This window comes from Massilia rubra, from assembly GCF_011682065.1.
GTDB lineage: Bacteria > Pseudomonadota > Gammaproteobacteria > Burkholderiales > Burkholderiaceae_D > Telluria_A > Telluria_A rubra.
Genome location: NZ_VUYU01000001.1, coordinates 303,449 through 316,187, shown reverse-complemented (window position 1 = coordinate 316,187; position 12,739 = coordinate 303,449). Strand labels below are relative to the sequence as shown.

Annotated in this window: 8 protein-coding genes and 2 pseudogenes; 5 read left to right on the top strand and 5 right to left on the bottom strand. The window is 62.9% G+C overall.

Annotated features, from left to right (window positions below; genetic code table 11):
- Nucleotides 1-111 precede the first annotated feature (111 nt).
- Nucleotides 112-579 (bottom strand): cache domain-containing protein, encoded by a 468-nt coding sequence (locus F0185_RS01345; RefSeq protein ID WP_167220876.1) that lies wholly within the window; start codon nucleotides 577-579, stop codon nucleotides 112-114.
- A 189-nt stretch (nucleotides 580-768) separates the two neighbouring features.
- On the opposite strand from F0185_RS01345, the gene F0185_RS01340 reads away from it, so the two are divergent.
- The gene (locus tag F0185_RS01340; protein ID WP_167220874.1) at nucleotides 769-1,833 is read left to right on the top strand and encodes a M29 family metallopeptidase; all 1,065 of its coding nucleotides are present in this window, start codon (nucleotides 769-771) and stop codon (nucleotides 1,831-1,833) included.
- Here the strand turns inward: F0185_RS01340 and F0185_RS01335 are convergent.
- A pseudogene (locus F0185_RS01335) lies at nucleotides 1,794-2,645 on the bottom strand (IS5 family transposase). The gene F0185_RS01340 and the pseudogene F0185_RS01335 overlap by 40 nt on opposite strands.
- 585 nt (nucleotides 2,646-3,230) lie before the next feature.
- On the opposite strand from F0185_RS01335, the pseudogene F0185_RS34595 reads away from it, so the two are divergent.
- Together F0185_RS34595 and F0185_RS01325 are read left to right on the top strand one after the other, a co-directional pair.
- Nucleotides 3,231-3,422, top strand: a pseudogene (locus F0185_RS34595) (NIPSNAP family protein); the annotation flags it as partial.
- A 96-nt stretch (nucleotides 3,423-3,518) separates the two neighbouring features.
- Nucleotides 3,519-5,222, top strand: a complete 1,704-nt coding sequence (locus F0185_RS01325) for a sensor domain-containing protein (RefSeq protein ID WP_229476659.1) — start codon at nucleotides 3,519-3,521, stop codon at nucleotides 5,220-5,222.
- 816 nt (nucleotides 5,223-6,038) lie between these two features.
- Here the strand turns inward: F0185_RS01325 and F0185_RS01320 are convergent.
- Entirely contained in the window at nucleotides 6,039-6,968 is a 930-nt protein-coding gene (locus tag F0185_RS01320) for a LysR family transcriptional regulator (RefSeq protein WP_229476658.1), read from the bottom strand.
- Between the two features lie 109 nt (nucleotides 6,969-7,077).
- Between F0185_RS01320 and F0185_RS01315 the strand changes: the two genes are divergently transcribed.
- Nucleotides 7,078-7,917 (top strand): phytanoyl-CoA dioxygenase family protein, encoded by an 840-nt coding sequence (locus F0185_RS01315; RefSeq protein ID WP_167220872.1) that lies wholly within the window; start codon nucleotides 7,078-7,080, stop codon nucleotides 7,915-7,917.
- Between the two features lie 3 nt (nucleotides 7,918-7,920).
- Nucleotides 7,921-8,739: a sugar phosphate isomerase/epimerase family protein gene (locus F0185_RS01310; RefSeq protein ID WP_167220870.1), complete on the top strand. Its 819-nt coding sequence runs from the start codon at nucleotides 7,921-7,923 to the stop codon at nucleotides 8,737-8,739.
- Nucleotides 8,740-8,770: 31 nt separating this feature from the next.
- On the opposite strand, the gene F0185_RS01305 is transcribed toward F0185_RS01310, so the two are convergent.
- A complete protein-coding gene (locus tag F0185_RS01305; RefSeq protein WP_167220868.1) occupies nucleotides 8,771-11,083 on the bottom strand; it encodes a sensor histidine kinase in 2,313 nt (770 codons plus the stop codon).
- Nucleotides 11,084-11,524: 441 nt separating this feature from the next.
- Complete coding sequence (locus tag F0185_RS01300; RefSeq protein WP_167220866.1) at nucleotides 11,525-12,628, bottom strand: HD-GYP domain-containing protein; 1,104 nt, start codon at nucleotides 12,626-12,628, stop codon at nucleotides 11,525-11,527.
- Nucleotides 12,629-12,739 lie beyond the last annotated feature (111 nt).

Below are 12,739 nucleotides of genomic sequence, written 5' to 3'. Positions count from 1 at the left end.
GATTGCACACGCGGTTTATTTACCGGGTACCGTTCCACGGCATGTCAAGGGGCGGCTCGGGATGCCCGGAGGGAATCGTCCATTCCGCCAATGGCGAAACGGACAGGAACGCTATTTATAAGTACCCACGCCAATGAGCACATCGCCATTGCGCTCGATGTAGGTATTTTTCTCTTCCATGGCCTTGGTGATCGAATTGGGCCACTTGTAGCCGAACCAGCCGGTCCCCGCGGGGCTTTTGGCGATCTTGATGAATTCACGGATCGGAAACACCTCGCCGGCCTTGAGGTCGATCAGGTTCTTGCCGACCATCTTGGCATTCTGCCCGTGCGCGAGGGCGGTGCCGTCGAAGGTGAACATGAAGACGTACAAGTCACCCTTGATGAACTCTCCCTTGGGATCGTTGAAGGCGGCGATCGCCTTGTCGCGGCCATTGTCGTTAAGGTAGGCGCTGGCCTTCTTGACCATGGCCACCGCTTCGTCGGCCGTGCCGCGCTTGGGGGCGTCCTGCGCGCTGGCGGCGCCGGTCAGGGTGATGGCAAACAGCGCGAACATCAGGTGCTTGAACAGTGACTTCATCTTGATCTCCTTGGTTGGTCAGATGGTTGGGTCCGGCTTTGCGCCGTGTAGTTTTACCTGACGTTAACACATGCCCATTGGGTCATCGCAATTAATTACACGAAGCATTATTGCTTCGACAAGGAAGTGTGGCTCCCGAGCAAAACAGGGCACGTATAATGGACGCCATCGAAGACCTTGCACCGCACCATGACCTCCCCTGACCTGACCGCCGCCCCCTGGGGCGAGATTCCCGCGCACGCCGTCGACGCCGCCACCGCCCACCTGCGCGAGGTGCTCGCCACCGTCGTCGAACACGGCCCGGCGCAGCGCGCACTGGTGGTATACGACTGCCGCTCCGACCTGGCGCGCGCGCTCACCGAAGGCTACCGCCGCAACCTGCCCGACGCCGTCTTCATCGACTTCGACAGCGTCGCCCCCGAGGACGTGCTGGCCGCCTTCAAGGGCATGGCCGCGCACGACCTGGTGCTGCTGATCCAGTCGACCAACTTCCGCCTCGAAGCGTTCCGCATCCGGGTCGAGCTGTTCAAACTGGGGCTGAAAGTGATCGAGCATGTGCACCTGTCGCGCATGCCGGGCGCGCAGGGAGAGCATTACATCGCGTCGCTGGCCTACGACAGCGCCTATTACCGCGGCGTGGGCAAGGCGCTCAAGCGCCGCATCGACGCGGCATCCTCGGGCGTGGTGCACAGCGGCGGCGAAACGCTGGTGTTTGCTTCGCCCTTCGAATCGGCCAAACTGAATGTGGGCGACTACAGCGGCATGAACAACGTCGGCGGCCAGTTCCCGATCGGCGAAGTGTTCACCGAAGCGCAGGACCTGGAGGCGGTCAACGGGCGCGTGCGCATCCACGTCTTCGGCGACACCTCGTACATGGTCAACCGCCCCGAGACACCAATCACGCTGATCGTCGAACGTGGGCGCGTAGTCGGCACCGAGGGCGCCACGCCGGAATTCGAACGCGTGCTGGAGATCATCCGGCTCGAGGAAGGCGAAGTCTGGCTGCGCGAGCTGGGCTTCGGCATGAACCGCGCCTTTACCCGCGAGCGCCGCGTCAACGACATCGGCACCTATGAGCGCATGTGCGGCATCCACCTGTCGCTGGGGGCCAAGCACGGCGTCTACCAGAAGCCGGGCTTCAAGCGCAAGGATGCGCGCTACCACGTCGACATCTTCGCCGTGACCGAGGCCGTGTACCTGGACGATGAACTGGTCTACCAGGATGGCGCCTGGCAGGTCGGCGCCGGGGAATAGACCAAGAGCGCCTGACAAAACCGTTCAACATACCGCCAAAAGATGAGCGGGCAGGCAAGCGAAAGGAACGCCTGATGAATGTCTGCTCGTCGTTCGTGTCGGATGCGCAGCCTGCGAAAGCGGCGTATCCAACCTGAGGTACGCTCGACGACCCAACGCCATCGTCCAAGCCTTTCCCGCGACTCCATGCCATAGTGCGCGATCCTCGCTGCGATCCCCCGACGGCGTAGCCAAACCCGCTGTGCTCTCGAAGCGTACGCCCGATCGGCATGCGGCTTGCCTGGACGTTTGCGCGCACGGCCGGCCAGCCCTTTGACTGCCGGGATTGACTTTACGAGTGGGATGACGAGACGCGAGTCATGCACCTGCGCGCCCGAGATCCGGGCGACCAGCGACGGCTCACGCTGATCCACCAGCACATGGTGTTTGCAGCCGAGTTTGCCATGATCGGTCGGGTTACGGCCCGTATGGTCGCCACTGGCAGGTGCCGGTACGCTAGCGGCGTCAACGCTAGCTCGATCCCACATGATCTGGTCGTGCTCGCGGAGCAGTCGCAGAAGCGCCTCATGGATACGCTGCCAAACACCGGCTTGCATCCATTCGTGAAGTCGACGCCAGCATTGTCATGTGCCGTAGCCGAGTTGGCGCGGCAGGTACTCCCACGGTATTGCAGCCTTGAGGACAAATACGATCCCAGTCAGGGTCGCGCGATCATTGATACGTGGCCGACCGCCCTTCGGCGATCGTCGGTGGGCCGGGAGATGGGCTGCCATGAGCGACCAAAGGTCTTCGGGAAGAAGTGCTTGGGCCATGGCATTACTCCGTCTGCGAACACTGCCGCTATCTTAATGCTCCGACTGAGCCCGTGTACGTCCGCTATCGCCCCAAACCGGACCGTGGCGTCTCATCAGGAGTCGCTTAGAAATTGAAAGGTCCGGACCACTATTCCTGATCGAATGACCCGCCTCGGGCTTTCAGGTATCCGCAAATGTCTCAAAAAAACACATAGATTTATGCTTTTTCTATAAAACATCTATGGTTAGGCTTTCTATTATTCTGCACATGCCACGGTTACGCGTCCGATAGGCAGTTGAGAAGATGTGCCCCCGGGAGCCCATTTCCAGTTTGGTCTTACATTGATTTCCATCGGTTCTTCCCTCTGTATCTTGTGACGTTGAGTATGGAAAAGCCCAATGACGTCATGGTCATCGGGCTTCGTGAATCTGGTCCAGCGGAGCCTTTTGCGCTAATTGATCTTGAAACCTGCCACGAGAGACTTGGAAGAGCGAGTTCGATCGGACGAGGTCATTCTCCACCACGCGTATGAGCGAGCAACACAAGCTCGATCCAACATGATTTGGTCATGCTCTCGGAGGCGTCGAAGAATCGCCTCATGGACGCGCTGGTTCGCAATTAGCCTGAGACCTTCCACCTTCGGCATTTTTGACGCGTTTCCAGATGAGGCCGGGCGCCGGGTACATCTGGCCGGCAAGGTCGCAGCCGCGCTCGTGGAAAAAGCCGGTGAATTTTTCGCCACGCCGCCATCGATCCAGAAGGTTGACGTTCCTGCGGCCAAGCTGCCCGGCTAAATTCATTGCCATCCGGAAGAGGGCTAGAATGGTCACATTCCACCGTTTGCATGTGAACGGTGCCTGCGTGCGCCGATGTAAATGGAGAGGTGAAACATGGAACGCGAACCTGACTCACGCGCTGCCCAGCCGACAGACGTCGCTGCCGGCCATCCGGCGCCCGCCCACCTGAGCGACATGCTCGATAGTCTGAGCGATGGATTCATGTCGATCGACAAATTGTGGCGCTTCACATATCTCAACCACACAGCCGAGCGGTACCTGCAGCAAAAGCGGGAAAACCTGCTCGGACGCGACATGTGGCACTGTTATCCGGACCTGGTGAACACCGATTACTATTGCGTTTACCGGCAGACTGCTGCCACCGGTATTCCCGGCAGGCACACCGGCTACTACGCACCGTTGAAGACGTGGTTTGAAGTACGCTCGTTCGCACACGACGATGGCATCACCGTGCTGTTTCGCGATGTGACGAGCGAACATGAGCACGGGGCGATGCTGGCCTATGAAGCAAGCCACGACTACCTGACGGGATTGGCAAACCGGCGCAAGTGCATGGAGATGATCGCCCTTGCAGTGGCCGACGCTGCGTCGCCGGCGCTGCCGCGTGCCGGTCTCGTCGCTGTACTGTTAATCGACCTGGACCATTTCAAGGAAGTCAATGATGCATTTGGCCATGCGGTCGGTGACGGCGTGCTGCGCGACTTTGTGGAAAGGCTGCTTGCCGTTCTCGATCCCGCCGTCTTTGCCGCCCGGATTGGCGGCGACAAGTTCATCCTCCTGCTACGCCAGGCTACCGACCGCGCGGCGGAACAACTCGCGCAAGTGGTGCTGCGGCAGTTCGCGACGCCGTTCGAAGCAGGTGGACGCTCGCTCTCGCTGTCGGCGAGCATCGGCGTTGCTCTGCTGAGGGATGTGTCGGAGTCGGCCGAGACCCTGTTACGCCACGCCGACGCAGCCATGTACGCGGCCAAGTTTGCCGGCCGGTTTCAGTTGCGCGTGTACGACGAGGCGCTGGACCGCGGCATGCGCGACCGGCTCGACTTGCGCATTGAGCTGCGCGAAGCATTTGCCGGGAACCAGTTCGAACTGCATTTTCAGCCGCAGATGGCGCTCTCCGATGCATCGATCACCGGCGCCGAGGCACTGCTGCGCTGGCGTCACCCAGCACGGGGCCTGCTCTCACCGGCTGCGTTTCTCGACGTCCTGCTCGAGTCGGCGTACGAAGGCCTGCTGGTCGACTGGCTGGTCGCGGCAGTCTGCCAGCAAATCGATGGATGGCGACGCATGGGAATACGCGTGCCGCGGATCAGCCTGAATTTGTCTGCCCGGCAGCTGACCGGCGCGGGACTGGTCGACAAAATTCTTCGCATCGCGCAGGAACACGGCATTGATCCCGCCATGCTCGATGTTGAAGTCACCGAGGACTCGCTGGTCAGCGATATCGAAAAAGCGGCGGCGGTTCTCGCCGCCTTGAATGGAGCTGGCATCTCCACCTCGCTCGACGACTTCGGCTCGGGCTACTCCAGTCTCGGCTATCTGGTACGGCTGCCGATTGACACCCTGAAGATCGACAGATCGTTTGTGCTGGCGCTGCTCGATTCGGCAAAGGCAGCGGCGGTGATACAAGGGGTCGTTGCTCTCGCCCGCTCGCTGGGCATGCGCACGGTCGCTGAAGGCGTGGAAACCGAGGGCCAGCTCGCCGAACTGAAAGCGGCCGGGTGCGATGTTATCCAGGGGTATTTCATCAGCCGTCCACTCGAGGCGACTGCCTTTGCCGCTTTCATGCAGCGCATGTAGCAGACACCTTTGTCGATTCAACGAAGCGAACTCGAGAGGTTTACATGAGAGGTATTGAGCTAAGTTCTTGATCTCTTAGAGCACGCAGCGGCCTGCAAAACCGCCTAGACGGGTTCGATTCCCGTCCTCGCCTCCAGCATAACCGCGCATCCTCGATGGACATCGAGGTTTGTCAAATAACAGCCCCCTTCGGGAGACTGTTTGCATTTGTGCTTCAAAACCTAGATTTGATACAGTTTTTCTCGAATCGAAGGGCGCTACCGTTGGTCTGTTTTCGACCCATAACAGCCGTAGACCCTGAGCCGCTGAGTGCATTTTTGATCGCCGCACTGGTCCGAGAGATAGTCAGCAGCGCGTCTTCTAACTCTTCGACCAACGATACGAAAATCCGCCGATCGCTACCAGTCCGATAACGAAGTAGATGGCTACGTCTAGCGTGAAAGCGCTCACTGAGAAACTGTCCTCGGGACCGAGTTTTCGTGGAACCGAAATGCCTGGCGCGTCGAACACGTATGCAATCGGAAAGCCGGCCTTTAATACCGGCTCGTAACAGAACTCGTCATGTAGTGGCCCACACAGGTTGCCAAACTCGATCACCTCAGGACCGTTGCGCTGCACGACGAATGACACGAGCGTCAGCGTAAAAGCCAACAAAAATGAGAGGCAGATCACGTGTATTGAGTTCGGATAGTCATCATCTCCACATCTTGCATTCAAATTTTCGAAGGTCCGCTTTTGGCCGATAGCAGACCGTCGGTATGACTCAGTGTACGAGCTTGTTGCCGTCAGGGCAAGTAACAGGCTTTGTCAGGCGCTCTAAAGCAGGATGCCGGCCTGCGCCAGCGCCAGGTCCCACGGCGCCACGCGATACTCCTCCACCAAAAAATCGACCAGCGCCCGCACCTTGGGCGAGAGCTGGCGGCTGGCCGGATACAGGGCCGACAGATCGTTAAGCGGCAGCTGCCACTGCGGCAGCACCGGCGCCAGCGCGCCGTCGATCAGCTTTTGCCACGCCAGGAAGGTCGTGTTGTAGACGATGCCCAGCCCGCGCTCGGCCGCCTGCTGCAGCACCAGCCCGTTATTCGAGGTAAAACCGGCGTTGACCCGCACCGTGCGCCGTTCGCCGGCGCGCGTGAAATGCCAGCTGGTGCCGTCGGTCAGATGGGAAAAATGCAGGCACTGGTGATCGAGCAGATCCTCGGGCGTTTGCGGCACGCCCCAATTGGCCAGGTAAGCGGGACTGGCGCACAGCACCCCACGGCACGGCGCCAGGCGGCGCATGGCCAGGCCGCTGCTGTCCGGGATGCCGCCCACGCGGATGGTCAGGTCGAAGCCATGCCGGATCGGGTCGAGCAGCGCATCGTCGACGAACAAGGAGGGCGTGAGCAACGGGTGGCGCAGGCTGAAACGGGCCACCGCGTCGGCCAGCCACGCGCCGCCGAAACCGGACGGCGCCTGGATCCGCAGCGCCCCCGCCAGGTCGGCGCCGGCCGGGCTGATGGCGCGCGCCGCCTCGCGCGCCTGCTCCACCGTCGCCTGGCACGGGGCCAGGTAGGCCTGGCCGGCGTCGGTCAGGCTCACCTCGCGGGTGGAGCGATGCAGCAGGCGCGCATCAAGCTTGCTTTCTAACTGCATGATCTGCTTGCTGACCATCGCGCGCGTGACTCCCAGGCGGCGAGCGGCGGCCGAAAAGCTGCGCAAGCGCGCCACCTCGACAAATATCTCCATTGCGCGCAATTGATCCATGCCGACGATTGTCAACCGGATGGCGACAATCTGTCAACCGATCCGGCGATTGCCGGGTTGCCGGAGCAACCCTACAATGGCAGCTTCCATCATGGCAGGAGCCACACCCATGCTCAGCACCGAACAACGCGACCAATTCCAGCGCGACGGCTACCTCGTCGTCCCCGATTTCAAGTCGATGGACGAGATCGCCCGACTGCGCCAGCGCGCTGGCGAGATTGTCAACGAATTCGATCCAGGCCAGGGCCGCTCGATCTTCACCACGCGCGACCAAACCACCGCGACCGACGAGTACTTCCTGCGCTCGGATAACACCATCCGCTGCTTTTTCGAGGAAGAAGCGTTTGGCCCGGACGGCCAGCTGCGCCAGGAAAAAGCCCTCTCGATCAACAAGATCGGGCACGCGATGCACGATCTCGATCCGGTGTTCGCCGCCTTTTCGCGCGATCCGAAACTGGCCGCGGTGGCGCGCGAGCTGGGCCTGGTCGACCCCAAAGTATGGCAATCGATGTACATCTTCAAGCAGCCCGGCATCGGCGGCGAAGTGCGCTGGCACCAGGACGCCACCTTTTTCGAAACCACGCCGGTCAGCGTGACCACCTTCTGGTTCGCGCTGGAAGACGCCACCATCGACAATGGCTGCCTGTGGGTCGAACCGGGCGGCCACCGGGGACCGATGCGCGAGCGCTTCGTGCGCAACGGCGACGACATCAAGATGGAAACGCTCGACACCATGCCGTGGCCAAGCGACAGCAGCGCCGTGCCGCTCGAAGCGAAGGCCGGCAGCCTGGTATGTTTTCACGGCCTGCTGCCGCACTACAGCGCGCCGAACCGCTCGCCGGTGTCGCGCCATGCCTACACGCTGCATGCGACCGACGGCGCGACCGCCTACTCGCCGCGCAACTGGATCCAGCGCGACGCCAGCTTTCCTGTGCGCGGCTTCGAGTAAGCGATGGACATCCGCATATTCGCCCCGCACTGGGGCAGCAACGAGCTCGCGCCCGCCGTGTTCATCGAGCGCGTGAAGGCGGCCGGCTTCGACGGCATTGAAATGTCGCTGCCGCTGGACGCCGCCGCGCGCGACGACTGGAGCGCGCGCATCGCCGACGCCGGCCTGCTGCTCATCGCGCAGCAGTGGGAAACCGCGTTCCATGCCGGGTTCGACGCGCACCGCGAGGCGCTGGCGACTTACCTCGCCAACGCCTGCAGCGCGCGTCCGCTGTTGGTCAACACGCACACCGGCAAGGACTTTTACACGCATGAACAGAACCTGGAACTGATCGCGCTGACGCAGGCCATCGCGCGCGAGCACGGCGTGCCGATCGTGCACGAGATCCACCGCAGCCGCTTCTCGGGCCACCCGATGCTGCTGCTGCCGTACCTGCGCGAACTGCCCGACCTGGAACTGACGGCCGACCTGTCGCACTGGTGCTGCGCCTGCGAATCGCTGCTGGAGGACCAACCGGCCGCGCTGGCGGCGACCTTGCCGCGCGTGCGCCACATCCACGCGCGCGTCGGCCATGCGCAGGGACCGCAGGTGAGCGACTTCCGCGACCCGCGCTTCGCGGCCGAGCTGGCGTGCCATCTTCAGTGGTGGGACCGCATCGTGGCGCTGCGCCGCGCCGCCGGCGCCACATTGACGACGCTCACGCCCGAATTCGGCCCGCCGCCGTACACCCAGAGCATGCCGTTCAGCGGCGAGCCGCTCTCGAACGCATGGGACCAGAACGTGGCGATGCTGCGCCTGCTCAGGGAACGCTACGGCGCCTGAACCTGCATCCGCGCCACGCCGGTGGCGCGCGTTACATCAGCAGCATGTTCACCTCGGCCGCTTCGCTCTCGCGGTTGGGCGCCTTGCGCGGAATGCGGATCGTCACGCTGGTGCCATGCTCGGGCGAGGATTCGATCTCGATGCTCCCGCCCAGCATGCCGGTGACGATGTTGTAGACGATATTCATCCCCAGCCCCGAGCCGCCCTGCCCCATCTTGGTCGTAAAGAACGGATCGAACACCTGGTGCAGGATCTTGGGCGGCATGCCCACCCCATCGTCGCTGAAAATGAGCAGCAGCTTGTCATCCTCGATTTCGCGCGCGGTGATCGTAATGAGCGCGCTGGCGCGCCCCTCGAACGCGTGCAGCAGCGCGTTGTTGAGCAGGTTCGACAGCACCTGTCCCACGCTGCCAGGATAGGAATCGAGCGCCATGCTGGTCGGGCCATCCACACGCGTCTCGCAATTGGCGCGCCGCAGCTGCGCCGCGTAGGTCGCCAGCGTGTCGCGCACCAGGTCGCACAGATCGAAGCGGCGGCGCTGGTCGCAGGTCTGGTCCACCGCCACCTGCTTGAACGAGGTAATCAGGTCGCCCGCGCGGCGCAGCGAACTGGCCATGATGTCGCACGCCAGGCGCGTGTCGGCCATGTGCGCCTCCAGCGCCGAACGCTTGATGCCGCCGCCGGCATACTTGCGCTCGAAGTCGGCCACCATGTCGGCCAGCGCGGTGGCGGTCAACAGGCTGTTACCGATCGGGGTATTGAGTTCATGCGCGATGCCGGCCACCAGCGACCCGAGGGACGCCATTTTTTCGGATGTGATCAGATTGGTCTGGGCTTGCTTGAGCGTGGCCAGCACCGTCGACAGGTCGCGATGCGCGCTTTCGACGTTGGCCTTTTGCTGTTCGAGTTCGGCCAGGCTGTGCTCCAGGCCATCCTTGGCGTCGACCAGCGCCGCCTCGGTGTGTTTGCGGTCGCTGATATTCTGGATCACCCACACGCCGCCCTTCGACAGGTCCGACGCGTCGAGCGCCTTGCCGTTGATCAGGCACCAGATCGTGCTGCCGTCCTTGCGCAGCAGTTTCAGTTCGCCCTGCCAGCGCCGGCTTTGCGGATCGACCGCGAACGGATCGGCCGCGCCGGCCGCCGCCGCGCGCGAGAGCACCTGCGTCTGGCAGCCCGCCAGCTCGCCCGGCGCATAACCCATCATCTCCTCCATGCCCCGGTTGCAGCGCATGATCACGCCATGCGAGAACAGCGCGATGCCGACATTGGCGCTGTCCTGGAAGGCGCGCTGCTCGTCGAGCGTCACGCGCACCTGCTGCGCCAGGGTGCGGCTGCGGCGCGAAGCGATCATCAGCGCCGCGATCAGGGTGCTGATCACCAGGCCGCCGGCGGCGATGACCAGCACCGGCCGCACATCGCGGCTGTAGCGGCTTCCCGGCAGCGCCTGGAAGCGCATCACCCACTGGCGCTGCGCCACGTTCAGGCGCGCTTCGTTTTGCACGCCGGGCAGCGCCAGCGTATCGGCGCGGGTGGTATCGAACATCACGTTCGACGCGGCGAAAGGCGCGGCCGCGCCGTCGGCCACATTGCCGGCATCGTGGATGCGAAACGCCATCTGGTTCAGCAGCGACGGGTCGATCACCTCGTGCATCAGGTTCTTCACGCGGAACACGATCGCCACCATGCCGATCAGCGCGGCGCGCCGTTCGGCCACGGTGGTCAGCGGCATGTTCTGGCGATAGACCGGCGCGCGCGCCACGAAACCGGGCTGGCCGGTGTTGTCCTGCACCAGCGTGATGCGTTCGGTGGCGACGATCTCGCCGCTGTCGCGGCCCGATTCGACCGCCTGCAAGTGCGGCGGCAGCGCGGCCAGATCGAGGCCGAAGGCGTTCTCGTTCCCCTTGAGCGGCTCGGTGTATTCGATGATGAAGTGCTCGGCGCGCACCACCGGCGGATGGACTGCGAAGGTCGGATAACCTTGCGCGACCAGGCGCGTATCGCCTCGCACGGCATCGGTGAAGCGGGCCAGGTCGGCGGCCGGCACCTGGCGCACGAACTGGATCGCCTGGAAGCCGGGGTAGCGCGTGGTCAGATTGAGTTCGCGCACGAAGCGGGCGAACTGCGCGCGGTCGACCTGGTCGGTGACCGCGAAGGCGCCCTTAATACTAAGCAGCATATCGAAATAGGTTTGCAGGCGCACGTTGGTGTCGGTGGCGACCTTGTCGGCGTCGCGCTGGAAGGCGGCCGCGATGCGCGCCTGCTGCGCATCGAGTACGGCGATGCAGGTCCACATGGTCAGACAAATACCGACTACAAAGGCCAGGTATCCTTGAGTCCGCATCGGTTTGCTCCACGTTGTACCGAAGGCCGGGCGCGCCCGGGTATGCGAATTGACTATAACATATTGGTATGCGGAAATCGCACAAATGGCGCGGCCCAACAACACTTCCGTACCGCCCCGACTTCCTACCCGGTCTCCTCTAAACTTCCTACAACCGGGGTCAGAGCTTTAACTTGAAATCTTGCCCACTGAACACAACCCCGCCAACCGGGGTCTGACCTCTGATTCGAAACATTGCACCAGAACAGCCCTTGCAATCCACGTACAGAACCCGTTTTTGCCAAGAAAACGGTTTCAACACGGGACGAGCACCGCTGACCGACCGCGTTATCGGGTTTTACAAGGGCTGGGGGACTGTAAATCGATGTCGCGATGAAAAAAATTTCGAATCAGAGGTCAGACCCCGGTGCGGCATCAGTGCGGCAACAAAAAAGTTGCAAGTTAAAGCTCTGACCCCGGTTGGCGCGGCGGGAAGTCGGCGGCGATGGCTTTGAAGCGTTCTTCGATCGCCAGCATGGCGTCCACCACGTCCGGATCGAAATGTTCGCCGCGCCCCTGGCGGATCAGCTCGACCGCCGTTTCGTGCGTGAACGCCGGCCGGTACGCGCGCGCCGTGGTCAAGGCGTCGTACACGTCGGCCACCGCCATCAAGCGCGCCGACAGCGCAATCGCATCCCCTGCCAGCCCTTGCGGATAGCCCGAGCCGTCCCACTTTTCGTGGTGCGAGTAGGCGATCTCGCGCGCGTAACGCAAAAAGCCGTTGCTGCCCCCGAGCGTGCGTTCGACGCCGGCAATCGCGTCACGTCCGTACACGGTGTGCAGTTTCATCAGCTCGAATTCGCTGTCGCTTAATTTGCCCGGCTTGAGCAGGACCGCGTCGGGCACGCCCACCTTGCCGATGTCGTGCAGCAGCGCCGCCTTGTGCAGCAGCGCGATCGCCTCGTTGGTCAGTTCGGCCGTGTAGGCCGCCACAAAGCGCAGCTCGCGCGCCAGCGCCGTCACGAAGCGCTGCGTGCGCAGCAGATGCTGGCCCACGCCGGGGTCGCGCGATTCGGCCAACACCGCCATCGCCAGCACCGTGGCGTCCTGCATCAAGCCGGCGTCGCGCATCCGCTCGGCCACCAGGTGCTCGAAATGGCGATGCTGGTCGCGCAGCATGGCGTCGGCCGCGCGCATGTGGAGCTGGGTGGCCACGCGCGCCAGCAGCGCCGCCGGCGACAACGGCAGCCGCACCACGTCGGCCACGCCGTCGTGCCACGCGCGCTCTTCAAGCTGCGCGTCACCTTCGGCAATGAGCATGATCACGGGCGTCTCGCTGCTCAATACCTGGCACTTCAAGCCGTGAAACACGCGCAGGCTGTCGGCATCGGCCAGCGCGCCGCCGAGCACAATCAGGTCCGGCAGCGGCGCCTGCTGCGCAATGCGCAACGCGTCCTCGCCATTGCGCGCCAGGCGCACGTGATAACGCTCCTGCAGCAGCTCTTCGATCTGTACAAGGTTGTCGGATACGCCATCCACGATCAGGATGCTTGCCTTGAAATTCATGTCCATTCCGCCACGCCTCCCCGCGCCCGCACGCCGCAACAATCGGCCCCGGCAATCATAGCGTGCGCCCGCGTGTATGTTTCAGCTTTTTTACAATTCCCTGAAACAATT

Excerpts from the sequence above, each read along its gene's own strand:
- F0185_RS01345 (WP_167220876.1), bottom strand. The coding sequence starts at position 579 with ATGAAGTCACTGTTCAAGCACCTGATGTTCGCGCTGTTTGCCATCACC.
- F0185_RS01340 (WP_167220874.1), top strand. The coding sequence starts at position 769 with ATGACCTCCCCTGACCTGACCGCCGCCCCCTGGGGCGAGATTCCCGCG.
- F0185_RS01325 (WP_229476659.1), top strand. The coding sequence starts at position 3,519 with ATGGAACGCGAACCTGACTCACGCGCTGCCCAGCCGACAGACGTCGCT.
- F0185_RS01320 (WP_229476658.1), bottom strand. The coding sequence starts at position 6,968 with ATGGATCAATTGCGCGCAATGGAGATATTTGTCGAGGTGGCGCGCTTG.
- F0185_RS01315 (WP_167220872.1), top strand. The coding sequence starts at position 7,078 with ATGCTCAGCACCGAACAACGCGACCAATTCCAGCGCGACGGCTACCTC.
- F0185_RS01310 (WP_167220870.1), top strand. The coding sequence starts at position 7,921 with ATGGACATCCGCATATTCGCCCCGCACTGGGGCAGCAACGAGCTCGCG.
- F0185_RS01305 (WP_167220868.1), bottom strand. The coding sequence starts at position 11,083 with ATGCGGACTCAAGGATACCTGGCCTTTGTAGTCGGTATTTGTCTGACC.
- F0185_RS01300 (WP_167220866.1), bottom strand. The coding sequence starts at position 12,628 with ATGAATTTCAAGGCAAGCATCCTGATCGTGGATGGCGTATCCGACAAC.